Source organism: Streptomyces chilikensis (assembly GCF_001642695.1).
In the GTDB taxonomy this organism is placed as follows: Bacteria; Actinomycetota; Actinomycetes; order Streptomycetales; family Streptomycetaceae; genus Streptomyces; species Streptomyces chilikensis.
The window spans coordinates 4,321,475-4,348,186 of the sequence record NZ_LWCC02000005.1; the positions used below are offsets into that span (position 1 = coordinate 4,321,475).

Here is a 26,712-nt window from a genome sequence, read left to right on the forward strand (position 1 = left end):
CCGGCCACGCTCCCCGGCGCCGCCCCCCGTCAGGAGCCGAGCGCCCAGAGGTGGACGGCCGACAGGTCGGCGGAACCGGTCGACCAGACGCCCGGGCCCGCGGGGCGGGGAAGGCCCGACACCGGGACGGGGTAGCCGATCGGCCCCCGGACGGCGAGCGTCCGGGCGTCCACCAGCCAGTGGCGGGGCTCCCCGGCCGTCTCCGTGGCCGCCACGATCGCGTCCTCCGAGGGGAACGCCGCCTCCAGGGCCCACAGGATCCGCTCCTCGTCCGTCACCCAGGGGTCGCGGGGGGCCCGGACGGGGGCGGCGGCTCCCGCCGCGTCACGCAGACGCAGGACCGCCTGCGAGGTGTCCACGGTCAGCAGCCGCTCCCCGGAGGGGGCCGCCGCCAGCAGGACCTCCTCGTCGAACCGCTCGAAGGTGAGCGTCCGCCCGTCCCAACGCCCCCACAGCGCGGGGGAGTCCTCGTCGCCCTGCCCCACGCTCAGCCCCATGCGCGACGGGTCCGGGTGGGGGCAGTGGTGGCCGGCCCCGAAGGTGCCGGTCCCCGCCGACCCCAGCACGGCGCCGTCCGCCGCGTCGAGGACCGCCCACCGCTCCCCGGCCTCCTCGCCCCCGCCCTCGTGGACCCGTACGTGCGCCCAGACCAGCTTCCCGTCCGCCGAGAACGCCGCGGAACCGCCGTCCGAGCCCCGGTGACCGGGGTCGTCGGCGTACTCGGCGAACGAGGAGTGCCGCACCGGACACACGACGTCGGCCCAGCAGTCGTGCCCCGACTCCCAGCGGATGGTCCCGTCCGGCTCCACCGCGCGCAGCGCGTGCACCCCCGCGAACAGCGCCAGCGAGCCGTCCGGGGAGACCGCCGCGCCTCCGAAGCCACGCGGCCACGGCGCGGGAAAACGGGCCACGGCGCCCGACCCGTCCACCCGCACCGCCACCAGCTCCTCGTCGCCCCGCTGGACCAGCAGCGGACCGCCGGGCCCCCGCTGCGTCCACAGGTCCCGCTCCCGGCAGGGGCCCAGCGGCAGGGCGACGGTGGTGACGGGACGGGCGGGGTACTCCACGGCGGCTCCCGGTGTCGGCATCGGAACGGACCCTGTGCGGCAAATCCTGCACACTTCCCCAACTCTCCCGCAATCACGCCCAGTTGACGGTGAATGGCAGAAGGAGGCCGACGTCTGGCAGGGTGGGCCCATGAGCGCAGCCGACCTGGCCCTCCTGCACACCTCGCCCGTCCACGTCCCCGTCTTCGACGCCCTGCGCGACGAGGGCCACCCGGGCCTGGGACTGCGCCACCTCGTCGACGAGGACCTGCTGGCGCGCGCCCGCGCGCACGGACCCGCCGCGGTCGCCGGCGCGGTGACGCGGGCGCTGGCCGGGGCGGTCGCCGACGGCGCGCGGGCCGTGCTGTGCACCTGCTCCACCATCGGCGACGTCGCCGAGCGGGCCTCCGCCAGGGTGGGCGTGCCCGTGCTGCGGGTGGACCGGCCCATGGCGGCCGCCGCGGTGGCCGCCGGGCGGCGGATCGCCGTGGTCGCCGCCGTGGAGAGCACCCTCGGCCCGAGTGCGGCCCTGGTCCGGGACGAGGCGGCACGGGCCGGCGGACCGGTCGAGGTCCGCGCGCTGCTCGTGGAGGGTGCCTGGGCGCGCTTCGAGGCGGGGGACACCGAGGGCTACCTGCGGGCGGTCGCCGGCTTCGTCGACGGGATCCGCGACGCCGACGCGGTGGTGCTGGCCCAGGCGTCCATGGCCCCGGCACGCGGACTGGTCACCTCGGCCGTCCCGGTGCCCGACGGCCCCAGGACCGGCCTCGCCGCGGCCGCGCGGGCGGCGGCCGGCGCGCTCGCGCGAGCCGATGCGTCGTCGGGGTGAGTGGGTTCGCCCGGAGCGGGCAGGTGTGGAAGGAGTCCAGAAGCCGGCGCGGCGCCGCCGGAGCCGACTGGATGGGAGACGACGCCATGACCGAGCCGTTCCCCGCGCCCGGTCCCGCCCCAGGGCCGGGACCCGGGCCGGACCCGTTCCCCGACCCCGTGCCCGAGCCGGGTCCCAACCCGGTGCCGACACCCGAACCGCCCGGACCGACCCCGCCGGGGCCGACGCCTCCGGGGCCCGGGCCCACCCCACCGGGTCCGGGGCCCGTTCCGCCGGGACCCTCGCCGTCCCCGATCCCGCAACCCCCGGGACCGGAGCCGGTGCCCGACCCGGAACCCGGGCCGCCGCGGGCGGGAGGGCCGGGGCTGTGACGTGAACCTCAGGGGCGTCCGGCGGTTTCGCGCCAGACGCCCCACCCCGCGTTCACCCCGGCATATTCGTCCGGCGATATCCGCCAACTGGGGGTTCACCGGCATGCGGTCCCGCGCAGGCGGCCGGTTTCCTTCTTGTGACCCTCTGTCACTGCGCTTACGTTCTGTGTCTCCTGACACGTGTCGAGGAGGCACCACATGGCCGCACGCGGTCGGCACCGCCGGTACCAGCCCAACAGACTCAACCGGGCGTCGCTCACCGTCACCGCCGGTGGCGCGGGCATCGCGCTCCCCCTGATGGGGGCCGGCTCCGCCGAGGCGGCCGACGCCTCCACCTGGGACCGGGTGGCCGCCTGCGAGGCGAGCGGCGACTGGGACGTCAACACCGGCAACGGCTACTACGGCGGGCTGCAGTTCAGCCAGTCCACCTGGGAGTCCTTCGGCGGGCGCGCCTACGCGCCGCGCGCCGACCAGGCCACCCGGGCGGAACAGATCGCCGTCGCCGAGAAGGTGCTGAAGGTGCAGGGGCCGGGCGCCTGGCCCGTCTGCTCGCAGCGCGCCGGCCTGGCCCGCGGCGGCCCGGCGCCGGAACTCGGCGACGGACCGGGCGGCGCGTCGAAGGCCGCCCCCGCAGGGAAGGCGACCGGAGCCGCGTCCGGCACCGCGGCCTCGACCGGCACCGAGACCCGGTCCGGAGCCAGGAGCGCCGACAAGAAGGACGTCAGCCCGCAGACCCCGCCGCAGTCCCGGGCCGGGAAGACCGACATGTACACCGTCGTCCGCGGCGACACGCTCTCCGGCATCGCGGACACCCGTGACGTCGACGGCGGCTGGCAGGCCCTCTACGCCTCCAACCGGTCCACCGTGGGATCGGACCCCGACCTGATCATGCCGGGCCAGCGGCTGCGGATGCCGGACGGAGCGGCCCCCGCCCCGCGGCCCGACCGGTCCGCCGGGGAGAAGCCGGAGAGCCGGGAGAAGGCCGGGCAGCAGCAGAACCGGGAGAAGGCCCGGCAGCAGCAGAAGAAGAAGGCCGAGCCCGAGAAGCCGCGGCCGAAGGCGCCCGAGGCGGGGAAGAGCGACGGGCGGAAGAAGAGCGACGAGCAGAAGCGGACCGACGCCCGCCCCGCCGCGACGCGCGGCAGGGTCGCCCCGGTGAGCGCCGCCCTCGGCACCGCCTACCGGGCCAGCGGCTCCTCCTGGTCGAAGGGCTACCACACCGGCGTCGACTTCCCCGTGCCGACGGGCACCGCCGTGAGGTCGATCGGCGCGGGCCAGATCGTCACGGCGGGCTGGGGCGGTTCGTTCGGCTACCAGGTGGTGGTCCGGCACCCCGACGGGCGCTACTCCCAGTACGCCCACCTGTCGGCGATCTCCGTGAGGTCCGGGCAGTCCGTGGAGGCCGGGCAGCGGATCGGCCGCTCCGGCTCCACCGGCAACAGCTCCGGCCCCCACCTGCACTTCGAGGTCCGCACCGGCCCCGGCTTCGGCAGCGACATCGACCCGGTGGCCTACCTGCGGGCGGGCGGCGTCGCCATGTGACCGCGTCCGGGGCCGCGGCGGCGGGCGCCCCGCCCGGCCGCGGCGCCGTCGCCGGCCTCCGGCTTCCCCTGCGCCGGCACCTCCGCGCGGGCCCGGCCCACCGACAGCAGCGCCAGCCCCGTCGCCGCGACCAGACCGCAGCCCGTCGCCAGGGCCGCCCCGAGGCCGCCCATGCGGAACGACTCGCCGAACAGCACCAGCCCCACCACCGTGGCGGCCACCGGGTTGACCACGGTCAGCGTGGCCAGCGGCGCGTGCAGACCGCCGGCGTGGTAGGCCGACTGGGAGAGCAGCAGTCCCGCCGCCGACAGCGCCACCACCGCCGCGACCGAGGGCAGGCCGGAGAGGACGAACCCGTCGGACTGGTCGGCGGCCACCGCCTTGGTGAAGACCGAGCCGAGCCCGAAGGCGACGCCCGACCCGGTGGCCAGCGCCGCGGCCCGCAGCGCGGGGTGCGTGCGCGAGCCCCGCGCCAGCGCCAGCAGCAGCGCCAGGACGGCCGCGGTCACCACCAGCAGCCCGATCCGTTCCCCGCCGCCGGGCGTCCGGGTGCCCGAACCGGAGACCAGCGCCAGCAGCCCCGCCAGCCCGCCGGTCGCCAGCAGCGCCCCCCGCCAGGCGGTCCGGTCGCCCGCGGCCCGGCCCACGAACAGCGCCGCCATGGGCAGGGCGAACACGATGGTCAGCGCGCCCAGCGGCTGCACCACGCTGAGCGGGCCCAGCGCGAGCGCCGCCACGTGGAGCGCGGCCCCCAGCCCGTTCAGGGCCACCGCCGACCACCACACCGGATCCCCCAGGGGGGCGGAGGCACCCTTGGCCACGGCCACCCGCTCCTGGACGATCGCCCCGCCTGCGTAGGCCACCGCGGAGACGAGGGAGAGGAGGACGGACCACATCAGGGCGCTCATCGGCCGCCCTCCGGCGTTGATTCACACTGCACGGACCACACGATGCCGGTCACGCCTCTTTCCCGTCGTCGTCCCGGAGGCGTTCTTCCGTCTTCACGGATCCTCCTGACGGTGGAATACCCGGAAAGACGCCGTCCTCCCCCGGACGGGTGACACGGCGTGCGTGATCCGCCAGGCTTAGCAGGTCGTGGCCGGGGGCACCCGGATCATGACCAAGGGGGGCGGGGGAACCGTGAGAGGAGCGGCGATGCGTCGTGGTGGGCCATCCGTACTCGGCATTGTGCTGGCAGGCGGCGAGGGAAAGCGCCTGATGCCGTTGACGGCGGACCGGGCCAAGCCGGCCGTCACCTTCGGCGGGACGTACCGCCTCGTCGACTTCGTGCTGTCCAACCTGGTGAACGGTGACATCCGGCACATCGCGGTGCTGACCCAGTACAAGTCCCACTCGCTGGACCGGCACATCACCACCACGTGGCGCATGTCCAGCCTGCTCGGCAACTACGTCACCCCGGTGCCCGCCCAGCAGCGGCTCGGCAAGCAGTGGTACCTCGGCAGCGCCGACGCCATCCACCAGTCGCTCAACCTGATCCGCGACGAGCAGCCCGACTACGTCGCCGTCTTCGGCGCCGACCACGTCTACCGGATGGACCCCCGGGAGATGCTGCGCCAGCACATCGAGAGCGGCGCGGGCGCGACGGTGGCCGGCATCCGGGTGCCGCGCTCGGAGTCCTCCCAGTTCGGCGTGATCACCCCGTCCGCCGACGGCCGGACCGTGGAACGCTTCCTGGAGAAGCCGGCCGACCCGCCGGGCCTGGCCGACGACCCGGACTCCATCCTCGCCTCCATGGGCAACTACATCTTCACCACCGACGTGCTGGTGGAGGCGCTGCACAAGGACGCCGCGAACGAGGACTCCGACCACGACATGGGCGGCGACATCCTGCCCATGCTCACCGAGAGCGGCCAGGCCGCCGTCTACGACTTCAGCACCAACCACGTCCCCGGCGAGACCAAGCGCGACCAGGGCTACTGGCGGGACGTCGGCACCATCGACGCCTACTACGACGCCCACATGGACCTGCTCGCCGACCGGCCGGTGTTCAACCTGTACAACCGGGACTGGCCGATCTACACCCACCACCCGATGCTCTCCCCGGCCCGCTTCAACGCCGGGGGCAACGCCACCGAGTCGATCGTGAGCGCCGGCTGCCTGATCCGCGGACAGGTCACCCGCTCCGTGCTCTCCCCGGGCGTGGTCGTCGAGCCGGACGCCGTGGTGCAGAACTCGGTCCTGCACGACAAGGTCCGCATCGGCCGGGGCGCCGTGGTGCGCAACGCCATCCTCGACAAGAACATCGACGTCCCGCCCGGAGCCACCATCGGCGTCAACCCCGAACGCGACGCCGAGCTCTACACGGTCTCCGACAACGGCGTCGTGGTACTGGAGAAGGGCCAGCCCGTACCCGCGCCGATGTGAGACGCGACGCCCCGGCCGTCATCCGTTTGGCGGACGCTCCCGGCCGTCAGTATCCTCCCCACCAGGTGGGACGGAATCGGACGAGAACGCGCCGAGCGGCTCCCACCCCTTCCATGTGGGAGCCGCGCGGTCGCTCGACCGGGTCACGCGGCCGGGCGAGTGACGCGAGGAACACAGCGGCGATGACGGTGACGGACGACGGCCAGGGCACTGCCACGCGCGACCCGGGGGAGAACGGCACGGCGGAGATCCGGATCCCCGCCCAGCAGGAGTGGGGCCCGGGCATCGACCCGGAGCGCCTGGCGGTCTGCCTGGGCGTCCTGGAGGAGCTCGACCGGATCGAGGTCGACCACCCCGACGCGATCGCCGTGCGCCGCGCCACCTCGCACATCTACCGGACGGTCAAGCAGCGCCGCCGCCAGGAACGCCGCGCCGCCAAGACCGCGCACGACCGCGCCGTCACCGAGGCCACCGCCACCGGCTCCGCGCAGCGCATCGACGACGAGACGGCCGGGATCCTGCCGTCCTCCTCCGTCGACGAGGGCCGCCGGATAGCCGGCGTGCTCCAGCGCCCGCGCTCCTGCTACACCTGCAAGGACCGGTACGTCGAGGTCGACTACTTCTACCACCAGCTCTGCCCGAGGTGCGCCGACGAGAACCGGGCCCGGCGCGACGCCCGCACCGACCTGACCGGCCGGCGCGCGCTGCTCACCGGCGGCCGGGCCAAGATCGGCATGTACATCGCGCTGCGCCTGCTCCGGGACGGCGCGCACACCACCGTCACGACCCGCTTCCCCAACGACGCCATCCGGCGCTTCAAGGCGATGCCGGACAGCGACGAGTGGATCCACCGGCTCGACATCGTCGGCATCGACCTGCGCGACCCCGCCCAGGTCGTCGCGCTGGCCGACTCGGTGGCCGCCCAGGGCCACCTGGACATCCTGATCAACAACGCCGCCCAGACGGTGCGCCGTTCCCCGCAGGCCTACAGCGAGCTGCTCGCCGCCGAGTCGGCGCCGCTGCCCAAGGGCGAGCTGCCGGCCGCCCGGGTCATCGGGGCGTTCGGCTCCGGCGCGGTCGCCGCCCTGCCGGTGGCCGGCGGCGGGGCGATCAGCGCCCAGGAGGTCACCGACCTGGCACTGGTCTCCGGCTCGGCCTCCCTGGAGCGGATAGCGGCGGGCACCGCCATCGACGCGGGCGGCCTCGTGCCCGACCTGCACGACACCAACAGCTGGGTGCAGTCCGTCGAGCAGGTCACGCCGGTGGAACTGCTGGAGGTCCAGCTCTGCAACTCCACCGCGCCGTTCATCCTCATCAGCCGGCTCCGCCAGGCCATGTCCGCCTCGCCGAACCGCCGCACCTACATCGTCAACGTCTCCGCCATGGAGGGCGTCTTCGAGCGCGGCTACAAGGGCGCCGGACACCCGCACACCAACATGGCCAAGGCGGCCCTGAACATGCTGACCCGCACCAGCGCGCAGGAGATGTTCGAGAAGGACCGCATCCTGATGACCGCCGTCGACACCGGCTGGATCACCGACGAGCGTCCGCACCCGGACAAGGTGCGCCTCGCCGAGGCCGGTTTCCACGCCCCGCTGGACCTGGTCGACGGCGCGGCCAGGGTCTACGACCCGATCGTGCGCGGCGAGGCGGGCGAGGACCTGTACGGCGTCTTCCTGAAGGACTACGCGCCCGGCAAGTGGTGACCCGGACCGTGTGACCGGGCCGGGCCGGGTGGCCGGACCAGGGGCCGGGAACGGCGTGACATGGAACGGTTACGCAAAGTTTTCGGCGCTATCGAGCGGGAGCCCGCTCATCTGGTTAACCTGGGACGGACGGACAGGACGACGGGCCCCACCGGCTCCGCGCCCGTCCGTCACCGGACAAGCCGGACACGCCGGCCTGCCCGCGACGAGGTGCCGGCGCCACCGCGCTCGAACGCCCTCCCTACCGACCCGCACCCGGGAGGCGCCCGGGCGTCGAGCACAACGACGGCGCCGCGTCCCGAGGGTGATTCAGACATGAGGAGTGCGCGGTGACACCGGAGAAGACCACGTCCACCACGACGATCGCGAGCGAAGCGCCCGCCGGCCGGATCGCGGCCGACGGCGACGGCCCCCTGGGCAGCCTGGAGGTGTGGGCGCGCTCCGCGCCCATCAGGCTGGCCGGGTACGAGGACGACCTCGCGGAACCGCACATCCTGCCCAGCGTCGACTGACGGACGCGGGCGGGTACGAGGCACGGCGCCGACACGACGGCGGCAGGTCCCACGACCGGCCGCCGTCCGGCATGCCGGGCGGTCGCGTGGCCCAGGGGCGAGTTCCCCGGCGGCCGGGCCGTGACGGCGTCCGGCTCAGGACAGCCGGGTGGGCGGCAGGAAGTCGCGGACGTACTCGCGGACCCAGTACGCGCCGGTCTCCCGCCGCTCCGCGCGCGTCGCGAACCGGTAGCGGAAGAGCCGGGCGCGGATCCAGCGCGGCGGCTCCCCGGGCGGGAACGGCGAGGCCCGCAGCAGCCGCAGCGTCTCCCGGTCGCCCTCCAGCAGTTTCTCCACGAAGGCCGTGAACCACCGGGCCGGCACGGGGGACAGGGCCAGGAACCACATCAGCCAGTCCAGCCGCAGGTGGTACGGCGCGAACTGCCGCGGGCGCCTGCGGACGTCGCCCGGCTTCCCCTTGAACTCGTAGGCGCGCCAAGTGGATTCCCGCCGCGGCCGGTCGTCGTCGGTGCCCTCCACCACCACCTCGTGCCGCACCCGGGTGACGCTCCCGAAGGCCCCGTAGGTGTTGACCAGGTGGAGCGGGTCGAAGGAGCGGTTCATCGCCTGCCGGCGGGAGAGCAGGTTGCGTGCCGGCCTGCGGCTCAGCCACAGCAGCACGGCGGCCGCTGCCAGAACGGTGATCTCGTACCAGAGCGGTGCTCCGGGCGCGGGCCGCGGCGCGGCGTCCCCCGGCCACCTGACGGCCGGCAGGGCGATCACCACCGTCAGCCAGTTCAGCCAGGAGAAGTTGCCCGAGGCGATCAGCCAGAGCTGGGTGACGATCATCAGCGCGGCCGCCCAGGAGGCGACCGGCTGCGGGGTGAGGAGCAGGAAGGGCACGGCCAGCTGGGTGACGTGGTTGGCGGCCGCCTCCACCCGGTGCAGCGGCCTCGGCAGCAGGTGGAAGAACCGGCTGAACGGCCCGGGCATCGGCTGGGTCTCGTGGTGGTGGTACAGGCAGGTGAGGTCGCGCCAGCACGCGTCGCCGCGCATCTTGATCAGCCCGGCGCCGAACTCCAGCCGGAACAGCAGCCACCGCAGGAGGAACAGCACCACCACCGGGGGCCCCACCTCGTCGTTGCCCAGCAGCACCGCGAGGAAGCCGGTCTCCAGCAGCAGCGACTCCCAGCCGAACGCGTACCAGGTCTGCCCGACGTTGACGACCGACAGGTACAGCGCCCACGGCACCAGCCACAGCAGCATGGACGCCCAGAGCGGCACGAGGTCGCCCGCCCCGGCGAGCAGCGCCGCCGACACCGCGCACCCCGCCCAGGCGCAGGCGGCGAAGAGGCGGTCGGAGAAGCGGAACCGGAACAGGGTCGGGGCCTGCCGCCAGGTCGTCCGGCCGAGGAAACGGGGGGCGGGCGTCAGTCCCCGCTCGCCGATCAGCGGCCGGAACTGCAGCGCCGCGCACAGGAAGGCCACCAGGTAGACGGCGGCCAGGCCCCGCTGGAAGACCAGGCGGCCCGTCCAGTACTCCGGTGCGGTGAACCACTCCACGATCCGGCACTCCTCTCCCACGACCGTCGCGACCGCCGCGCCCCCGCGTCGGTCGCCGCGCGTGACGCCCGCTTCCGTTTGCGCGACCGCACCCGGCGCGGCAGACAATGGTGACGAAGTGCCCCGAACCGAGTGGGAGGACACCGTGCGCGCACCGATCAGAGTCGCCGTCGTGGCCTGCGCCGTACCGCTCGCCCTGCTCGGCGCCTCGCCCGCGGGGGAGCGGGCCGGCGGGGCTGGGGCGCAGAAGGACGCGCGGCCGGACGGCGGGGTCGTCGAAGGCGGCGCGGTGTCCGGAGTGACCTCCGGGAGGGTCGACGTCGTGGACGCGGACAGCGTCTTCGGCAGTCCCACCGACGTCTTCGGTGACTGAGCGGGACTCCCGCCGCGCCCCGGGGGAGGCCGGAAGCGGGGAACGACTCGAAGAAACGGACAAATCCTGGCAAGGTGGGCTCCATGGCTGATGGGGACACCGCGGAGACCTCACCCCCGGAGGGATGGCCCGACAGCCCGTATCCGATCCTGGCGCTCAACCGCATGGGCAGCTTCGAATGGGACCTGGCGGCGGGGCGCTTCCACATGGACGCCCGGGCCCACGAGATCTTCGACCTCCGGCCCGAGGAGTTCGACGGCACCCCCGAATCGCTGAGCCCCCGGGTGCCCGTCGAGGAGGGCACCCGCCTCGACGAGGCGGTGAACCGCGCCATCAAGGAGGGCGACGAGAACTACGGCGCCTACTTCCGCGTCCGCCGCCGCGACGGCAGCCTGCACTGGACCCACACGCAGGGCTACATCCGGCGCGACGAGAACGGGCACGCCCACCGGGTGTTCGGCATCGTCAGGGACGCCACCCAGGAGCTGAGGGAGAGCGAGGCCCGGCTCGACCAGGCCGTCGAGGACGAGGCGCGCCGCCGCCAGACCGACGTCGTCCAGACCCTCACCGCCGCCCTCTCCGCGGCCCGCACCGTCCGCGACGTCTTCCGGGTGCTGGGCGAGGCCCACCAGAGGACCCCGCTGGGCGTCTCCCTGGTGGTGCTGGGCATGGTGGAGGGCGACCGCGTCGTCCTGGTCACCGAGGAGCCGCAGGACGCCGTTCCCGGCACCCGCATCACCCGGGTGGACGAGCCGTACCCCATGAGCGAGGTGGTCCGCACCCTCAGGCCCCGCTACATCGAGTCGCCCCGGGAGTTCGCGGTCGGCTACCCGCTGCTCTGGGAGCAGCTGGCCCACCTCCACGTCACCTCGGCCGCCTACCTCCCGCTGATCGCCGAGGGCAAGGCGGTGGGCGCGGCCGGGCTGCTCTACAGCGGACGCCGCGGCTTCACCCCGCAGGACCGGGCACTGCTCGGCGCGCTCGCCGGAAGCCTCGCCCAGAGCCTCCAGCGCGCCATGCTCTACGAGCAGCAGATGGACCTCGCGCAGGGCCTCCAGCAGGCCATGCTGCCCCGCACCATCCCCAGCGTCCCCGGAGCCGACATCGCCGTCCGCTACCGCTCGCCCGCCGCCGGACGGGAGATCGGCGGCGACTGGTACGACCTGATCCCGCTCCCCGGCGGCCGGGTCGGCGCCGTGATCGGCGACGTCCAGGGCCACGACACCCACGCCGCGGCCGTCATGGGCCAGCTGCGGATCGTGCTGCGCGCCTACGCCACCGAGGGGCACACGCCGGGCACCGTCATGGCCCGGGCCTCCGTCTTCCTCCACGAACTGGACACCGACCGGTTCGCCACCTGCCTGTACGCCGAGGTCGACCCCACCAGCGGCGTGGTCAAGATGGTCCGCGCCGGACACCTCGACCCGATCCTGCGCGGCGGCGACGGAGCCTGCCGCCGCATCCCCGTCGAAGGCGGCCTGCCGCTCGGACTCTCCGCCGAGTTCGGCGCCCTCACCTATCCGGTCACCACCTTCGAGCTCTCCACCCACCAGACCCTGGTGCTCTGCACCGACGGGCTGGTCGAGCTTCCCGGCGACGACCTCTCCGTCGGCGTGCAGGAGCTGATGGACTACATCTCCCAGGGCCCCGACGACGTCCGCGGCCTCGCCGACGCCCTGATCGAGCGCGCCGACCGCAGGGGAGGGGACGACGACGTCGCCCTCCTGCTGCTGCGCCGCAGGGGGCCCGGAGGGCAGCGGACCGGCGGACAGCTCAGGCAGCAGGTCGTCCCCGGGGACCCGGACGCGCTGGCCGACACCCGCCACATGATCCGCGCCGCCGTACGGGCCTGGGGCACCGTGGAGCGGGCCGACGAGATCGAGCTCGCGGCGGACGAGCTGATCACCAACGCCCTGATGCACACCGAGGGGTGCGCCACGGTCACCCTGCGGGTCCTCCTCGGGCCGCGGCGGCTGCTGCGGATCGAGGTGGAGGACACCTCGAGCGCCCTGCCCCACCGGCGGGACCCCGGCCCGGTGGGGATGAGCGGCCGCGGGCTGATGCTGGTCGACCTGCTGGCCGACAGCTGGGGCGTCGAGGCCCGGGGCGGCGGCAAGTGCGTGTGGTGCGAGTTCGACATGACCTCGCCCGACACCCGCGGCGGTCCGGACGGCGGGTGAGGCGCCGCGCCGCCGCGGACGGGCCGGAGCGCCCCGTGGCGGTCCGGTGGCATGACCGGACCGCCGGAGGGGAGGCCCTCGAGGGCCTCCCCTCCGGCGGCGGCCCGCTCGCCGGCCGTCGGCGGTACCGGCTGCCCGGGCGGCACGGCCCCGCGGCCCGGTGCTCCCGGAGGCCGCCCGGCGGACCGGTCTCAGAACAGGTGGATGGCCAGGTGCCCCAGGGGCAGGCCGAGCTGCCAGGCCGGGGTCCACCGCTGCGGGCCGTCCTCCCCGGGCACCGGGCCGCCGCCCGGCACCGCGTCCAGGTCGGGGGCGAGCAGCTCGGTCTCCTCCAGCCAGCGCCAGGCGGCCAGCGCCAGCCGCAGGTCCGGACCCGGCCGGCCGCCGTGCGCGGCCGCCCCGGCGGAGAGCGCGGCCAGCCGCTCGCGGACCCAGTCCTGCCAGGGCTGGTCGTGGGCGGTCAGGGAACGCCAGGTCTCCAGCCGCGTCACCACCTGCACGCCGCTCAGCTCGCCCTCCAGGTCGGAGAGGAAGACCGTCAGGGCCAGCGCGTCCCGCCCCGCCCGGTACTCGAACGAGGTCGGCGGCATCAGGTCCCCCGACCGCAGCAGCTCGTCGGCGATGTACTCGGCGTACAACCACGCCATCGGAACCGTCAGCCGGTCCGGCTCCGACCGGTCGTGCCCTCTGCTCACCATGCCTGCCTGCCTTCCTCCGGTGGACGCACCGCCGGACGGCTCCTTCCGTCCGGAACGAACCGATGGGAACAGCCGATTACTCAACCACGGTCGTCGGCAAGGCGCTTTAAGAAGACTTGACCCGGCCGGCGGTTTCAGCGCAGGTCCGGCGCATAACCCGGAAGCACCCTGCGCAGGGCCCGCAACCCGTAGTAGGCACGGGACTTGACCGTTCCGGCCGGTATCCCCAGGGCGGCCGCCGCCTCCGCCACACTGGCGCCCCGGAAGTACACCAGCACCAGCACGTCGCGGTGTTCGGGCGACAGCCGCCTCACGGCCTCCCGGACGTCGAGCATCGCCGCCGACCGGTCCGCGTGGTCCGCGCAGACCCGCGCGGTCTCCAGCACCGCGTCACCCACCTCGGCGGGACGCGCCTGCCGGGCCCGGCGCGCGTCGATGGCCAGCCTGCGGGCCACCGTCAGCAGCCACGGGCGCACGGAGTCGAAGGCGTCGTCGTGCAGCGCGTCCGGGTTCTGCCAGGCCCGGACCAGCGTCTCCTGGACCAGGTCCTCGGCGCGCTGCCGGTCGCCGTCGCACAGCCTCAGCAGCAGGGCGAACAGGGGCCGCCCGTGCTCGCGCTGGAGCCGGGCCAGCTCGTGCTCGGCGGTCGTTCCTCGGGTCATGGTGGTTCCGGCCGTCATGGCCGTATGCCACCCCACGCCGTGGCGGCGAAACAGGGGCCGCGCGCGGATCTGCGGCGGACGGTCGAACGCGTCGCCGAGCGGTGCGACGAGCGGTCGTCCGGAGGTGTCCGCACGACACGCCGGTCCCGTGCTCCGCAAGGGTGCAAAACCGCCACGCCACGCCCACCCGGGATGCGACGAACGTTGGGCCGGGCGACTGATTAATCATGAAATTGGACCGAATGCTGTCCCGTAGGGGCGCGTTGATCGCCGGGGCCTCCGCCCTCGCCGCGGCCGGCACGGCAGGTGTCACCTCCCTCTTCTCCTCCACCGAGACCCCCTCCGCCGGTGCCGCCGGCGGGACGTCCGGCCGGGCCGCGGGCATCCCGGGCTCTCCCGGGGGCGCCCGTTCGCCCGTGTCGTCCTCCTACCGCCTGAGCCCGGTGGCCGGGTTCGCCGCGCCGCCCGGCCGGCCCGCCCGCACCCCGGTGCGCGACGAGCCGTTCCTCCGCGTCGGCGGCCTCGGCCGCACCGTCGTCCTGACCTTCGACGACGGTCCCGACCCCCGCTACACGCCGCAGGTGCTGAAGACCCTCCGCGAGCACCGGATCCACGCCATGTTCTTCGTCTGCGGGAACATGGCCAAGGCCCACCCCGACCTGGTCAGGCAGATGACCGAGGAGGGGCACGTGGTCGGCAACCACACCTGGTCGCACCCGCTGCTCACCCGGCTCCCGCGGTCCGCGGTGCGCGGCGAGATGGAACGCACCAGCGAGATCGTCGAGAGGACCTGCGGGGCGCGCCCCGCATGGTTCCGCGCCCCCTACGGCGCCTGGAACCGGGACGCCTACCGCTTCGGCGCGGAACTGGGCATGGAGCCCATGGCCTGGACCGTCGACACCCTCGACTGGCGCACCCCGGGCGCCGGCGCCATCGCCGCCCGGGTCGAGGAACAGGCGTCACCCGGTGCCGTGGTGCTCTCCCACGACGCCGGCGGAAACCGTTCGCAGAGCGTCCAGGCGCTGCGGCGCTACCTGCCCCGGCTGCTGGACGAGGGGTACCACGTCGCCGTGCCGCGCCGCCGCGCGGTCTAGGTCCTGTCCGGGACGCGCGGGAAGAACCGTCCGGCCCGTCCGAGCGGAAACTCGGACGGGCCGGACGGCCCTGTCCCGTTCTCCCGGCCTTCCCGCGTCCTCCCGGAATCCGGTGGACCCCGGAATTCAGTGGACCTCGACCATGCGGGCGAAGACCACGACGTTCCCCGCGTATCCCTCCTGCGGGGAATAGCCGCCGCCGCAGGTGATGACCCGCAACTCGGGCGTTCCGGTGGAACCGTAGACGCGTTCGCCGGGGAAATTGTTCTTGTCGTAGACCTCGATGCCGTAGATCTCGAAGACGGCGAGCTTTCCGTCCTTGCGCAGCACCTCGACCCGGTTGCCCTGCTTCAGGGCGCCCAGGCCGTAGAAGACCGCCGGTCCCTGCGCGTTGTCGACGTGGCCCACCACCACGGCCGTGCCCTTCTCGCCGGGCGTCACCGCGCCGGTGAACCAGCCGGCCAGGTTGGGGTCCTCGGGCGGCGGGGCGGCCACCCAGCCGTCGGGGTCCAGGCTGACCGGGATCACCGGGGCGTCGACCCGGATCGCCTGGATCCGCACCCGGTCCACCTCGGAGTACGGCAGCGGCGCGGGCGCGCCGGGGAATGCCTGGGGGCGGACCTGGGTGCCCGCGGCGGCCACCGAGGCGGGCTGCGGAGGGCCGGTGTCGAACTCCCCGGAGCCGTTCCGGATGAGCGCGAGCCCGGTGAGGAGCACCAGCGCCATCACGCCCCAGGGCGCACGCCGTCCGGGCCGCTCCTCCTCTTCCGCCAGTTCGGACGCAGACATTTCGCCATTCCCCTCTCGACGCGGCCGTCGCCGTGCCTGTCGCGATACCAGAACGCTAGGCGGCGTGCGCGGAACCGGCATCGGGGCAGGGGCGAACGGGTGGCACGGAAACGCGCCGGTCCGCCATCCGGGTCGGCCGGAAAGAAAATTCCTGCTCCTTCGTGACCTGCGCATATGGCGATTTCCGGGTTCTCCGTCGGCGTGTCGGCTCACCAGGACGGCCGATGGCCGAAATGCGGCCGGACAAGGGTCGTCCGAGGGTCTGACTGGGAGGCGCTTTCTCGCCGATCGACCGGGGACGGGTCCCGGGGCGCCTTCCGCGGAGGAACACATGCGTACACGTGCCCTGGCGGTCTCGGCCGCCGCGTTCGCCGCCATCGGGCTCGCCGCCCCGACTGCCGGCGCCTGGTCGGACCCGACCAGCATCTCGGTCAGTCCGAGCACCATCGCTCCCGGTGGACAGCTGACCGTCACGGTCGAAGGCAGCGCCTGCCGGATGCCGGGCTCCACCGTGACCTCGCCGGCCTTCCCGTCCACGCCCCTCACCCCGGTCAGCGGCAGCAGCAGCAAGTCCACGGCCACCGTGCGGGTCAACTCCAACGCCACCGCCGGAGCGCAGAGCATCACCGTGCGCTGCGGCGAGGGCAAGACCCTCACCCGGTCGAACGCCTTCACCGTCCTCGGCGGTGTCCGCGGCGGCCTGGGCGGCAGCTCCCTCACGGGTGCCACGCCCACCGACATCGCGATCGGCGGCGGGCTGGTCGCCGCCGCGGGCCTCGGCGGCGGCTTCTTCTGGATGCGCCGTCGCGCGGAGAGCCGCGTCTGAACCTGTCCCGCGCTCCGGGGAACGTCGCACGCGGCGGCGTCCCGTCCCCCGTCCCCCTCGTGGGGCCGGGGCGGGACGCCGTTCCCGTGTGCGCTCTCCCGGGTACGGGCCGTCCGCCCGTGTCCGCGCCCGGATCCGTCCTCCGGCCGGGGCTTTCGCCCCGGGAGGGACCGGGGAGCCGCGGCTACGTCGTGACGCCTGGGAACAGGGCGGTGAACGGCCCGGCGTCCACGTCCATGCCCCGGCTGAACGGCGCGTCGAAGTCCCAGACCAGGAAGAGCAGGAACGCGATCAGCGCCGAGAACAGCCCGGCCAGCACCAGCTCCCGCGCCGTGCGCCGGATCTGCAGGGCGAAGACCATGCCGATGGTCACCATCGCCCCGATGACCAGTCCGAACCACACCACCCCCGGCATCGTCGCCCGGGTGGCGTCCGCCCGCGCGCCGCGGGCCTGGTCCACGACGGTCACCTGGTCCAGCAGGGGCTGGTACGCCTGCGCCTCGAAGTCCGACGCCGGCTCGTAGTCGGTCAGGTCGTGCCGCAGCCGCTCCAGCAGCCGGGTCCCCCGCCCGGTGAGCTCCCCCTCCTCGGCCATCGCCTTCCACTCGGTGTTCACCACCTGGTCGACGTAGGCGTGCACGTCGTCCCGGATCCGCTCGCGGACCTCCGCGGGGTAGGGCCGCACCCGCTCCGAGATCTCGTGCAGGGCCATCGCCTCGGCGCGCACGTGCTCCTGCGCGGCGCTGCGGGCCTCCCAGACGCCGGCGATCGCCAGGCCGAGGACGATCGCGTAGACCACGCCGATCATCATCGTCATGTACTCGATCACGTCAGGGGTGTCGTCCGGGTCGTCGTCCTCCCGGGCGGTGCGCTCCCGGATGACGGCGACGACGATGACCACGGCGCACGCGGCGGCCATCGCGAGGGCGAGTACGAGCCATTCCGGCAAGAGTTCCTCCTGGAGGAGAGCGGAGCGGGGAGGGGAAGCGGGGTCACCGGGGACGCAGCGCGGCCACCGCGATCACCGCGGGCGCCGTGACCAGCAGGGCGAGCGAGACGAGCGAACGCCGGGGGCGGGGCGGCAGCGAGGGCGCCGCCGCCTTGCGGACGGGGTAGGACACCGGCTCGGCGGACGGGGCGGCGGTCCTGCCGGGCGCCGGCCGGGGCGCGGGCTCCGCCGCGGGCGGGGGCGGCGCCGGCCTGCGCCCGGCCCGTGCGGGCGGCGCCCGCGGCTCGCCGCCCCCGGGGCCGCCAGGGCCCCGGGGACCGGTCGCGCGTGGAGGACGCGGTCACCCTCACCGCTCCAGCAGCAGCCGCTGCAGCTCCCGCGCCGCCCGCGGCGGAGCCACGTCGCTGCGGTGCGCCAGCGCGACGGTCCGCGACAGCACCGGCGCCGCCAGCGGCGTCACCCGCAGCCCCGTGCGCCCCGCCACCATCCGCGGCACCACCGCCACCCCCAGGCCCGCGCGGACGAACCCCAGCACCGCGTCCATCTCGCCGCCCTCCACGGCGAAGTCCGGCTCGAACCCCTCCGCCCGGCACGCCTCCACGGTCAGCTCGCGCAGGTCGTAGCCGTGGCGGAACATCACCAGCCGTTCCCCCTCCAGGTCGGCGATCCGCACCCGCCGCGCCCTGCCCCGTCCCCGCCCCGGCGGCGGGGACTCCGGAGAGGAGACCACCACCAGCTCCTCCCGCAGCAGCTCCACCGTGGTCAGCGCGGGCGACGGCGTCCGCAGCGGCAGCACCACCAGCGCCAGGTCCAGCGCGCCCCGCGCCAGCTCCCGCACCAGGTCGTGCGAGCCGCCCTCCTCGACCAGCAGCTGGACCCCCGGATACCGGTCGTGGAAGGCCCTCAGCACGTCCGGCAGCAGACCGGTGCACAGGCTCGGCGTCGCCCCCAGCCGCACCCGCCCGCGCCGCAGCTGGGCCACCTCCTGAACCTCCTGGCGGGCCGTCTCGGTGTCCGCCAGGATCCGCCGCGCCAGCGGCAGCAGCGTCTCGCCGGCGTCCGTCAGAGTGATGTTCCCGCGCGCCCGCAGGAACAGATCGGCCCCCAACTCCCGCTCCAGCGCCTTGATCTGCTGGGAGAGCGAGGGCTGCGCGACGTGGACGAGTTCCGCCGCACGGGTGAAGTGCCGGGTCTCGGCGACCGCCACGAAATAACGCAATTGCTGCAGGTGCATCCCGCGATGATAGGCGTGGATAGGCTGTACCTATCGGATCGAGGCACATCATGTCTTGGACCGATCGGCCCAGGCGGTCGTACCTTCGCTGCATGGCTCTGGCAACGGGGACGGACCGACGACCGTCCAGGACGCGCGCGGTGTGGGACTCGACCGTCGGCAAGAAGGCCGTGATGGCCGCCAGCGGTCTGATCATGCTGCTGTACCTGGTCGCCCACATGATCGGCAACCTCAAGGTCTTCTTCGGCCCGGGGGAGTTCAACGCCTACGGCCACTGGATCCGCACCGTCGGCGAGCCGTTCATGCACTACGGGTGGACCCTGTGGATCATCCGGGTCGTGCTGGTGGCCGCGGTCGTCGCCCACGCCACGGCCGCCTACCAGCTCAGCCGGCGCGACATCAGGGCGCGCCCCGCCAAGTACGTCCACAAGAAGCGCGGCAGCGACTACGCCACCCGGACCATGCGGTGGGGCGGCGTGATCCTCGGCCTGTTCATCGTCTGGCACATCCTGGACCTCACCACCGGCCACGTCCACACCGGCGGTTTCCAGGAGGGGCGCCCCTACCAGAACGTCGTGGACTCCTTCTCCACCTGGTACGGCAACGTCATCTACATCGTCGCCATGCTGGCGCTCGGCCTGCACATCCGGCACGGCTTCTGGAGCGCCGCCCAGACCCTCGGCGCCGGCGGGCGGGCCCGCGACCGCTTCCTGAAGGCCGCCGCCAACCTTCTCGCGCTGCTGCTCACGGCCGGCTTCGTCGCCGTCCCCGTGGGCGTCATGACCGGAGTGGTGAGCTGACATGTCCTACATCCGCTACACGACCGGCGAGCCCGTCGCCGACACCAAGGCGCCCTCCGGGCCCGTCCACGAGCGCTGGGACCGGCGCCGCTTCGAGGCCAAGCTGGTCAACCCGGCCAACCGGCGCAAGCACACCGTGATCGTCGTCGGCACCGGCCTGGCGGGCGGCTCGGCCGGCGCCACCCTCGCCGAACAGGGCTACAGGGTCGTCCAGTTCTGCTTCCAGGACTCCCCGCGCCGGGCCCACTCGGTGGCCGCCCAGGGCGGCATCAACGCGGCGAAGAACTACCGCAACGACGGCGACTCGATCCACCGGCTCTTCTACGACACGGTCAAGGGCGGCGACTTCCGCGCCCGCGAGTCCAACGTCCACCGCCTCGCCCAGATCTCCGTCGAGATCATCGACCAGTGCGTCGCGCAGGGCGTGCCCTTCGCCCGCGAGTACGGCGGCCTGCTCGACAACCGCTCCTTCGGCGGCGTCCAGGTCTCCCGCACCTTCTACGCCCGCGGCCAGACCGGCCAGCAGCTCCTGCTCGGCGCCTACCAGGCGCTCTCCCGGCAGGTGGCGGCCGGCAACATCGAACTGCACCCGCGCACCGAGATGCTCGACCTGATCGTGGTCGACGGCCGCGCCCGCGGCATCGTCGCCCGCGACCTGGTCACCGGGCGGATCGACACCTACTTCGCCGACGCGGTCGTCCTGGCCACCGGCGGCTACGGCAACGTCTTCCATCTGTCGACCAACGCCATGAACTCCAACGCGACCGCCGTCTGGCGGGCGCACCGGCGCGGCGCCCACTTCGCCAACCCCTGCTTCACCCAGATCCACCCCACCTGCATCCCGCGCACCGGCGACCACCAGTCCAAGCTCACCCTGATGAGCGAGTCGCTGCGCAACGACGGCCGCATCTGGGTGCCCAAGGCCCGGGGCGACGACCGGTCGCCGAACGAGATCCCCGAGGAGGAGCGCGACTACTACCTGGAACGCGTCTACCCCTCCTTCGGCAACCTGGTCCCCCGCGACATCGCCTCCCGCGCCGCCAAGAACGTGTGCGACGAGGGCAGGGGAGTGGGCCCCGGCGGCCAGGGCGTCTACCTCGACTTCGCCGACGCCATCCGCCGGATGGGACGGAGGAAGGTCGAGGAGAAGTACGGCAACCTCTTCGAGATGTACGAGCGGATCACCGCGGAGAACCCGTACGAGGTCCCGATGCGGATCTACCCCGCCGTGCACTACACGATGGGCGGGCTCTGGGTCGACTACGACCTGCAGACCACCGTCCCCGGCCTGTTCGCCATCGGCGAGGCCAACTTCTCCGACCACGGCGCCAACCGGCTCGGCGCCTCCGCCCTGATGCAGGGCCTGGCCGACGGCTACTTCGTGCTGCCGGCCACCCTCAACGACTACCTCGCCCGCAACCCCCGCGAGGAGGACGTCACCGCCGGCCACCCCGCCGTCCGCGAGGCGGTGGCCGCGACCCGGGAGCGGCTGGAGCGGCTGCTGGCCGTCGACGGCGACCGCACCCCCGACTCCTTCCACCGCGAACTCGGCGAGCTGATGTGGGAGTTCTGCGGCATGGCGCGCGACGAGGCAGGCCTGCTCGAGGCGCTCGAGCGGATCCCGCGGATCCGTGAGGAGTTCTGGCGGCGGATCAAGGTGCCCGGCACCGGCGAGGAGTTCAACCAGTCCCTGGAGAAGGCGAACCGGATCGTCGACTACCTGGAACTCGCCGAGCTGATGTGCCTGGACGCCCTGCACCGCACCGAGTCCTGCGGCGGTCACTTCCGCGAGGAGTCCCGGACCCCCGAGGGCGAGGCGGCGCGCAAGGACGACGAGTTCTCCTACGCCGCGGCCTGGGAGTTCACCGGCACCGGCACGGCGCCCGTGCTGCACAAGGAAGACCTGGTCTTCGAGTACGTCCACCCCACCCAGCGGAGCTACGCATGAGGCTCACCCTGCGCGTCTGGCGGCAGCGGAACGCCGCCGACGAAGGCGCCATGTCCACGTACCAGGTGGACGGCATCTCCCCCGACATGTCCTTCCTGGAGATGCTCGACACCCTCAACGAGAGGCTGATCCTGGAGGGCGAGGACCCGATCGCCTTCGACCACGACTGCCGCGAGGGGATCTGCGGCGCCTGCTCCCTGGTCATCAACGGCGACGCCCACGGGCCGGAGCGGACCACCACCTGCCAGCTCCACATGCGGTCCTTCCGGGACGGCGACGTCATCGACGTCGAGCCCTGGCGGGCCGCCGCCTTCCCGGTGGTCAAGGACCTGGTGGTCGACCGGTCCGCGTTCGACCGGATCATCCAGGCGGGCGGCTACATCACCGCGCCGACCGGCGCCGCCCCCGAGGCGCACGCCACGCCCGTGCCGAAGCCGGACGCCGACCGCGCCTTCGAGCACGCCGAGTGCATCGGCTGCGGGGCGTGCGTGGCGGCCTGCCCCAACGGGGCCGCGATGCTGTTCACCTCCGCGAAGGTCAACCACCTGAACGTCCTTCCGCAGGGCGCGCCCGAACGCGGGACGAGGGTGCTGGACATGGTGGAGCGCATGGACGCCGAGGGGTTCGGCGGCTGCACCCTGGCGGGGGAGTGCGCCACGGTCTGCCCCAAGGGCATCCCGCTGTCCTCCATCACCGACATGAACCGCGAGTGGCTCCGCGCCACGGCCAAGGGGGCGCGGCGGTAGGCCGCCCGGAACGTTCGCCGACGAGGTGCGGACGGGCGGGACCGGCGTGGTGCTCATACCGGTCCCGCCAAGCCCTCCCACGGAAGGCCCCGGCTCAGCCGGTCCGCGGCCGCCACCGGGGCGGCCTCGCCGCGGGTTCGGCCGGGACGCGCACCGCCAGCATCGCCACGTCGTCCTCGTTGCGCGGCGGGCGGGAGCGCTCGAGGAGTTCGTCGGTGAAGTCGTCCAGGTCCCGGTGGACCAGGGAGGCGGCGTTCGCGCGGAGGCGGTCGAGGCCCTCGTCGATGGAGTCGCGCGGCGACTCGACCAGGCCGTCGGTGTAGAACACCAGGGTGGAGCCCGGAGGCAGGACCGCGACCCCGTCGGGGCGCACGGGACTGATGCCGAGACCGAGCAGCGGACCGTGCCCGTCGGCGAGGTAGCGGGCCGTGCCGTCCCGGGTGACGAGCAGTGGCGGCGGATGACCGGCGTTCGTCCAGGACAGCTGGTACCGCCCGTCCGCGGAGCAGGTCAGCCGCCCGCAGATCAGCGTGGTCATGGAGACCTCCGCGATGTTCATGCACGCCAGGTCGAGCCACTCGACGATCTTGCTCGGCGGGTCCTGCTCGGACCAGCTGTAGGCGCGGAGCATGTTGCGCAGCTGCGCCATGCCCGCCGCCGCCTCCAGGTCGTGCCCCACCACGTCCCCGACGGCCAGCATGAGGGCGCCGTCCCCCAGGACGAACGCGTCGTACCAGTCGCCGCCGACCTCCGAGGCCTCCGGCGCGGGCCGGTACCGCGCGGCGAGGCCGAGCCCGGGCACGCGCGGCAGCTGGGGCAGCAGGTACCGCTGCATCGTCTGGCCGACGGTGCGCTGCCGCTCGTACAGGCGCGCGTTGTCCAGGGCGAGCCCGGCCCGGCGGGTGATGTCCTCGAGCAGCGTCAGGTGGGCCGGGCCGTACGGCTCCGGCTGCTCGCTGCGCCCCAGGGTGAGCGCGCCGAGCACCTCGCGCAGGCCGCGGATGGGCGCGATGACGGCGGAGTGCATGCCGGTGACGTCGAACAGGCGGCGCTGCGCGACGGCGATGTCCGCGTCGGGCGGCCCGTGGTAGGTCTCCGGGCCCGCGAGCGCGGAGGCGGCTCCGCGCAGGGCCCGCGAGAGCGGCATGGGGGACACCGGGGGGATCGGGGGCATCGGCCCCTCGAGGTCCGGCCGGCGCACCACCGCACCGTTCTCCTGGTGCGCGACGGCGAACCGGGTCACCTCGGCGTTCCGGGTGATCAGGTCGATGACGGCCCAGTCCCCGAGCCGGGGCACCATGAGGTGCGTCAGCCTGCGCAGCGCCTCGTCGACGTCGAGGGTGCTGGTCAGCCGCGTCGTGGTCTCGGCGAGGAGGGCGAGCCGCTCGAGCTCGGAGAGTGGCCCGCCGTGCGGGGCGGGGTGCCCGACGGCGTCGGTGGCGCCGGCCGTGCCCTCCCGGCCGGGGTCCGCCCCGTGGCCGGAACGCGGTGTGAAGATCACCAGCGCCATCGGATCGGGCGCGTCCACCTGGCATCCGGTGGCCAGCCACCCGACCTCCACCACCGAGCCGTCCGCGCGCCCGAGCCACATGCGCTCCCCCTGCGCGGTCCGCCGGGCCAGACCGGCCTCCCGGATCCCGCACTGCGCGCGTGCCGCGTGTCCCCCGTGCTCGTTGCGGTGCAGCAGGTCGTGGCCGTCCTGGCCCACCATCGCGGCGGCCTCCATGCCCACCAGCTCCTCGAGGGCGGAGCTGACCGCGAGGATGGTCCCCGCCTCGGTGGCGATGTACGCAGGCGCGGACAACGCGGCGAGTGTCCGGCCCATGTACGCCGGGGCCTCCGGCCGCGGCGGTGTGCCGTCCTCGTGGTCCGCCATCGGTCCCGACGCCTCCCAGTGCTCTCGGGGCCGGGGCCGATCGACCCCGGCCCGGTCCGGTCCGTCCATGGTGCCCGCACGGACCGATGTGACTCCTGCTCGCCACGGAGATCAGCCGGACGCCCCCGCCCGTGGAGCCGGCCGGACGCGGCCCTCCCCGGGCGTGCCCCCGGTCCCCGCCGGCCAGGCCCTAGTCTGGAGGCGTGAAGGAGACCCGACGCCCCCTCGCCGTGTTCGACCTGGACAACACGCTCGCGGACACCGCGCACCGCCAGCGCTTCCTGGAGACCAGGCCCAAGGACTGGGACGCCTTCTTCGACGCCGCCCCGAAGGACCCGCCGTTGGCCGAGGGCGTCGCCCTGGCCCTGGAGGCCGCGCGGGACTGCGAGGTCCTCTACCTGACCGGCCGCCCCGAACGGTGCCGCCAGGACACCCTGGACTGGCTCGCGGCCCAGGGGCTGCCCGAGGGCCGCCTCCGGATGCGGCGCGACCGCGACCGCCGCCCGGCCCGTCGCACCAAGCTCGAGGTCCTCCGCGAACTCGCCGGGAAACGGGAGATCCGCATGCTGGTCGACGACGACGAACTGGTCTGCGACGACGCGCGGCGCGCGGGTTTCCACGTGGTCACGGCCCGTTGGGCCGCCGAGGCGTCCGAGGGCCTGCGCGAGGCCCAGGAGCGCGAGGGCCGGACCTGAGCGGCGGGGTTGCGCCCGTACGGGGCGCCGCCCCCTCGGCCGCCGCGGCTCCCCGGCGAGCGAGGCTCCCCGGACCCGCCGTCGTCCCGCCTACTCCGGTTCCTCGATGCGGAAGCCGACCTTGAGCCCCACCTGGTAGTGCGCGATCTCCCCGTTCTCGATGTGCCCGCGCACCTGGGTGACCTCGAACCAGTCGAGGTTGCGCACCGTCCTCGACGCGCGGGAGACGGCGTTGCGGATCGCCTGGTCGACCCCCTCGTGGGAGCTGCCGACGATCTCGGTGACCCGGTAGACGTTGTCCGACATGGAGACGACTCCTCTCCTGGGCGTCGCGGGGGACGGTGACGCCCGGCCTCCCTCCACCGTGCCCCATGCCGGGACGGTTCGCGAGGCGTCGCCGCTGCCCGTGGCCGCGTCCGGGTGGGGGCGGGCCTTGACGCGCCCATTGGTCCATACCAAAATCCAGGCACCTGCCCGAGCCGCCCGCGCTCGTCCCCCCACGGGTCTTCCTGCACCTGACAGAACAGGACCACCGTGAGACGTCCTCTCCTCGCACTCATGGGCGCCTCGGCCGCCTTGATGACCACCGCCGCCTGCGGAATGCTCCCCGGCGCACCGGCCAGGAGCACGGTCACCGTGTGGCTGATGAAGGGCACCGCCTCCGACGACTTCCTGCAGCGCTTCACCACCGAGTTCGAGGCGGCCCACCCGGACATCCGGCTGGACGTCCGCCTCCAGGAGTGGACCGGCATCGGCCCCAAGGTGCAGGCGGCCATGGAGCCCGAGGACGCCCCGGACGGCCCGGACGTGATCGAGGTGGGCAACACCCAGGTGCCGCAGTACGTGGAGGGACGGCTGTTCGACCTCACCCTGGAGGCGGTGCGCGACTGGGGCATCGACGACTGCCTGCCCGGTCTCACGGACCCCGGCCGGGTCCGCAACCACCAGTACGGCATCCCCTGGTACGCGGCCAACCGGGTGGTGGTCTACCGCAAGGACCTGTTCGAGCGGGCCGGGATCACCGAACCGCCGAAGACCCGTCAGGAGTGGCTGGAGGCCACCCGGCGGCTCGACGGCGCGGACACCCAGGGCATCTACCTGGCCGGCCAGGACTGGTACACGCTCTCCGGGTTCGTCTGGGACGAGGGCGGCGACCTGGCGGTCCGGCGCTCCAACGGGTGGAAGGGCGCCCTCGACACGGAAGAGGCCCTGCGCGGAATGGAGTTCTACCGGCAGCTCCAGGCCCTCGGCGACGGCCCCGTGGACGCCGACGAGGAACACCCGCCGCAGGCCGGGGTGTTCGCCGGGGGGAAGGTCGCCCAGATCATCGCCGTGCCGGGCGTGGTCCGGACGATCCTCGCCGAGAACCCCGAACTGGAGGACACCATCGGCTACTTCCCCGTCCCGGGCAAGACCGCCGAGAGGCCCGGAGCGGTCTTCACCGGCGGCTCCGACCTGATCGTCCCCCGCAACACCGACCAGCCGGAGGGGGCCGTCGACGTGATCGGCGCGCTGGTGAGCGAGAAGTGGGCCACCGACCTGGCGCGCACCATGAACTACGTCCCCAACAAGGAGAAGCTGGCCGGCGCCGTCGCCGGCAACGAGGGCGTCGCCGCCATGGCCGAGGGAGCGGCGCACGGCCGCGCCACCCCCTCCACGCCCGAGTGGGCCGAGGTGGAGGCGGACAACCCCATCAAGCGCTACATGACGGCCGTCCTGAACGGCGGGGACCCCCGCCGCGAGGCCGGGAAGGCGTCGAAGGCCATCACCGAGGCGCTGAACCCGCTCCACGGCTGACCGACCGCGGCGCGAGGGTCCACGGGCCGGTCACCGCGTGCCGCGGGTCCACGGCCGGCCCCGCGGCACGCGCGCGCCCCGCACCGCACCGTGCCCCGCACCGCACCGTGCC

The 26,712-nt window shown here is 73.9% G+C and carries 25 protein-coding genes; 14 read left to right on the forward strand and 11 right to left on the reverse strand.

Going from position 1 to position 26,712, the window contains the following annotated elements; translation table 11 throughout:
• Window positions 1–29: 29 nt before the first annotated feature.
• The gene (locus A2U95_RS19415) at window positions 30–1,088 is read right to left on the reverse strand and encodes a hypothetical protein (protein WP_166024256.1); all 1,059 of its coding nucleotides are present in this window, start codon (window positions 1,086–1,088) and stop codon (window positions 30–32) included.
• 109 nt (window positions 1,089–1,197) lie between these two features.
• Here A2U95_RS19415 and A2U95_RS19420 point away from each other — a divergent pair, with 109 nt between their 5' ends.
• Window positions 1,198–1,875 (forward strand): aspartate/glutamate racemase family protein, encoded by a 678-nt coding sequence (locus A2U95_RS19420; RefSeq protein ID WP_166024258.1) that lies wholly within the window; start codon window positions 1,198–1,200, stop codon window positions 1,873–1,875.
• A gap of 569 nt (window positions 1,876–2,444) precedes the next feature.
• On the forward strand, window positions 2,445–3,788 hold the full coding sequence (locus tag A2U95_RS19425; protein WP_166024260.1) for a transglycosylase family protein: 1,344 nt from the start codon (window positions 2,445–2,447) through the stop codon (window positions 3,786–3,788).
• Here the strand turns inward: A2U95_RS19425 and A2U95_RS19430 are convergent.
• Window positions 3,758–4,696, reverse strand: a complete 939-nt coding sequence (locus A2U95_RS19430; RefSeq protein ID WP_166024262.1) for a DMT family transporter — start codon at window positions 4,694–4,696, stop codon at window positions 3,758–3,760. The genes A2U95_RS19425 and A2U95_RS19430 overlap by 31 nt on opposite strands.
• A 247-nt stretch (window positions 4,697–4,943) precedes the next feature.
• On the opposite strand from A2U95_RS19430, the gene glgC reads away from it, so the two are divergent.
• From glgC to A2U95_RS19445, 3 genes are all read left to right on the forward strand, one after another.
• Window positions 4,944–6,173 carry a glucose-1-phosphate adenylyltransferase gene (gene glgC / locus A2U95_RS19435; RefSeq protein WP_166024264.1) on the forward strand — a complete coding sequence of 410 codons (1,230 nt, stop codon included), beginning with the start codon at window positions 4,944–4,946 and terminating at the stop codon, window positions 6,171–6,173.
• A 182-nt stretch (window positions 6,174–6,355) separates the two neighbouring features.
• Window positions 6,356–7,879 carry an SDR family NAD(P)-dependent oxidoreductase gene (locus tag A2U95_RS19440; protein ID WP_240957369.1) on the forward strand — a complete coding sequence of 508 codons (1,524 nt, stop codon included), beginning with the start codon at window positions 6,356–6,358 and terminating at the stop codon, window positions 7,877–7,879.
• Between the two features lie 329 nt (window positions 7,880–8,208).
• On the forward strand, window positions 8,209–8,391 hold the full coding sequence (locus A2U95_RS19445) for a hypothetical protein (RefSeq protein WP_166024266.1): 183 nt from the start codon (window positions 8,209–8,211) through the stop codon (window positions 8,389–8,391).
• A gap of 135 nt (window positions 8,392–8,526) precedes the next feature.
• On the opposite strand, the gene A2U95_RS19450 is transcribed toward A2U95_RS19445, so the two are convergent.
• A complete protein-coding gene (locus A2U95_RS19450) occupies window positions 8,527–9,933 on the reverse strand; it encodes a lipase maturation factor family protein (protein WP_166024268.1) in 1,407 nt (468 codons plus the stop codon).
• 145 nt (window positions 9,934–10,078) lie between these two features.
• Here A2U95_RS19450 and A2U95_RS19455 point away from each other — a divergent pair, with 145 nt between their 5' ends.
• Both A2U95_RS19455 and A2U95_RS19460 read left to right on the forward strand, forming a co-directional pair.
• The gene (locus A2U95_RS19455) at window positions 10,079–10,306 is read left to right on the forward strand and encodes a hypothetical protein (protein WP_166024270.1); all 228 of its coding nucleotides are present in this window, start codon (window positions 10,079–10,081) and stop codon (window positions 10,304–10,306) included.
• 83 nt (window positions 10,307–10,389) lie between these two features.
• Window positions 10,390–12,486, forward strand: coding sequence for a SpoIIE family protein phosphatase (locus tag A2U95_RS19460; protein WP_166024272.1), 2,097 nt, complete (start codon window positions 10,390–10,392; stop codon window positions 12,484–12,486).
• A 191-nt stretch (window positions 12,487–12,677) separates the two neighbouring features.
• On the opposite strand, the gene A2U95_RS19465 is transcribed toward A2U95_RS19460, so the two are convergent.
• Both A2U95_RS19465 and A2U95_RS19470 read right to left on the reverse strand, forming a co-directional pair.
• Window positions 12,678–13,184: a hypothetical protein gene (locus A2U95_RS19465; protein WP_166024274.1), complete on the reverse strand. Its 507-nt coding sequence runs from the start codon at window positions 13,182–13,184 to the stop codon at window positions 12,678–12,680.
• Between the two features lie 134 nt (window positions 13,185–13,318).
• On the reverse strand, window positions 13,319–13,864 hold the full coding sequence (locus A2U95_RS19470) for a sigma-70 family RNA polymerase sigma factor (protein WP_166024275.1): 546 nt from the start codon (window positions 13,862–13,864) through the stop codon (window positions 13,319–13,321).
• A gap of 209 nt (window positions 13,865–14,073) precedes the next feature.
• On the opposite strand from A2U95_RS19470, the gene A2U95_RS19475 reads away from it, so the two are divergent.
• The gene (locus A2U95_RS19475) at window positions 14,074–14,940 is read left to right on the forward strand and encodes a polysaccharide deacetylase family protein (protein WP_166024277.1); all 867 of its coding nucleotides are present in this window, start codon (window positions 14,074–14,076) and stop codon (window positions 14,938–14,940) included.
• Window positions 14,941–15,066: 126 nt separating this feature from the next.
• Here the strand turns inward: A2U95_RS19475 and A2U95_RS19480 are convergent, their stop codons facing one another.
• Window positions 15,067–15,729 carry a class F sortase gene (locus tag A2U95_RS19480; protein WP_166024279.1) on the reverse strand — a complete coding sequence of 221 codons (663 nt, stop codon included), beginning with the start codon at window positions 15,727–15,729 and terminating at the stop codon, window positions 15,067–15,069.
• Between the two features lie 331 nt (window positions 15,730–16,060).
• Here A2U95_RS19480 and A2U95_RS19485 point away from each other — a divergent pair, with 331 nt between their 5' ends.
• Entirely contained in the window at window positions 16,061–16,555 is a 495-nt protein-coding gene (locus A2U95_RS19485) for a hypothetical protein (protein ID WP_166024281.1), read from the forward strand.
• A 184-nt stretch (window positions 16,556–16,739) separates the two neighbouring features.
• On the opposite strand, the gene A2U95_RS19490 is transcribed toward A2U95_RS19485, so the two are convergent.
• The 3 genes from A2U95_RS19490 to A2U95_RS19495 all read right to left on the reverse strand — a co-directional run bounded on the left by A2U95_RS19490 (window position 16,740) and on the right by A2U95_RS19495 (window position 18,738).
• Window positions 16,740–17,504 carry a bestrophin-like domain gene (locus A2U95_RS19490; RefSeq protein WP_166024284.1) on the reverse strand — a complete coding sequence of 255 codons (765 nt, stop codon included), beginning with the start codon at window positions 17,502–17,504 and terminating at the stop codon, window positions 16,740–16,742.
• A 43-nt stretch (window positions 17,505–17,547) separates the two neighbouring features.
• On the reverse strand, window positions 17,548–17,676 hold the full coding sequence (locus A2U95_RS33390; RefSeq protein ID WP_277350918.1) for a hypothetical protein: 129 nt from the start codon (window positions 17,674–17,676) through the stop codon (window positions 17,548–17,550).
• Window positions 17,677–17,850: 174 nt separating this feature from the next.
• Window positions 17,851–18,738: a LysR family transcriptional regulator gene (locus tag A2U95_RS19495; RefSeq protein WP_166024286.1), complete on the reverse strand. Its 888-nt coding sequence runs from the start codon at window positions 18,736–18,738 to the stop codon at window positions 17,851–17,853.
• Between the two features lie 92 nt (window positions 18,739–18,830).
• Here A2U95_RS19495 and A2U95_RS19500 point away from each other — a divergent pair, with 92 nt between their 5' ends.
• Genes A2U95_RS19500 through A2U95_RS19510 form a run of 3 tightly spaced genes read left to right on the forward strand, consistent with a single transcriptional unit; the run spans window position 18,831 to window position 22,232 of the window.
• Window positions 18,831–19,538 carry a succinate dehydrogenase gene (locus A2U95_RS19500; protein ID WP_166024288.1) on the forward strand — a complete coding sequence of 236 codons (708 nt, stop codon included), beginning with the start codon at window positions 18,831–18,833 and terminating at the stop codon, window positions 19,536–19,538.
• A 1-nt stretch (window position 19,539) separates the two neighbouring features.
• Window positions 19,540–21,486, forward strand: coding sequence for a fumarate reductase/succinate dehydrogenase flavoprotein subunit (locus A2U95_RS19505; RefSeq protein WP_166024290.1), 1,947 nt, complete (start codon window positions 19,540–19,542; stop codon window positions 21,484–21,486).
• Window positions 21,483–22,232 carry a succinate dehydrogenase/fumarate reductase iron-sulfur subunit gene (locus A2U95_RS19510; RefSeq protein WP_166024292.1) on the forward strand — a complete coding sequence of 250 codons (750 nt, stop codon included), beginning with the start codon at window positions 21,483–21,485 and terminating at the stop codon, window positions 22,230–22,232. Before A2U95_RS19505 ends, A2U95_RS19510 begins: the two co-directional genes overlap by 4 nt.
• Window positions 22,233–22,326: 94 nt before the next feature.
• Here A2U95_RS19510 and A2U95_RS19515 read toward each other — a convergent pair whose 3' ends face one another.
• Window positions 22,327–24,108 (reverse strand): SpoIIE family protein phosphatase, encoded by a 1,782-nt coding sequence (locus tag A2U95_RS19515; protein WP_420857004.1) that lies wholly within the window; start codon window positions 24,106–24,108, stop codon window positions 22,327–22,329.
• 203 nt (window positions 24,109–24,311) lie between these two features.
• On the opposite strand from A2U95_RS19515, the gene A2U95_RS19520 reads away from it, so the two are divergent.
• Complete coding sequence (locus tag A2U95_RS19520; protein ID WP_166024296.1) at window positions 24,312–24,803, forward strand: phosphatase domain-containing protein; 492 nt, start codon at window positions 24,312–24,314, stop codon at window positions 24,801–24,803.
• Between the two features lie 90 nt (window positions 24,804–24,893).
• Here A2U95_RS19520 and A2U95_RS19525 read toward each other — a convergent pair whose 3' ends face one another.
• The gene (locus A2U95_RS19525; RefSeq protein WP_166024298.1) at window positions 24,894–25,109 is read right to left on the reverse strand and encodes a dodecin; all 216 of its coding nucleotides are present in this window, start codon (window positions 25,107–25,109) and stop codon (window positions 24,894–24,896) included.
• Between the two features lie 228 nt (window positions 25,110–25,337).
• Here A2U95_RS19525 and A2U95_RS19530 point away from each other — a divergent pair, with 228 nt between their 5' ends.
• A complete protein-coding gene (locus tag A2U95_RS19530; protein WP_166024300.1) occupies window positions 25,338–26,600 on the forward strand; it encodes an extracellular solute-binding protein in 1,263 nt (420 codons plus the stop codon).
• Window positions 26,601–26,712: the final 112 nt, after the last annotated feature.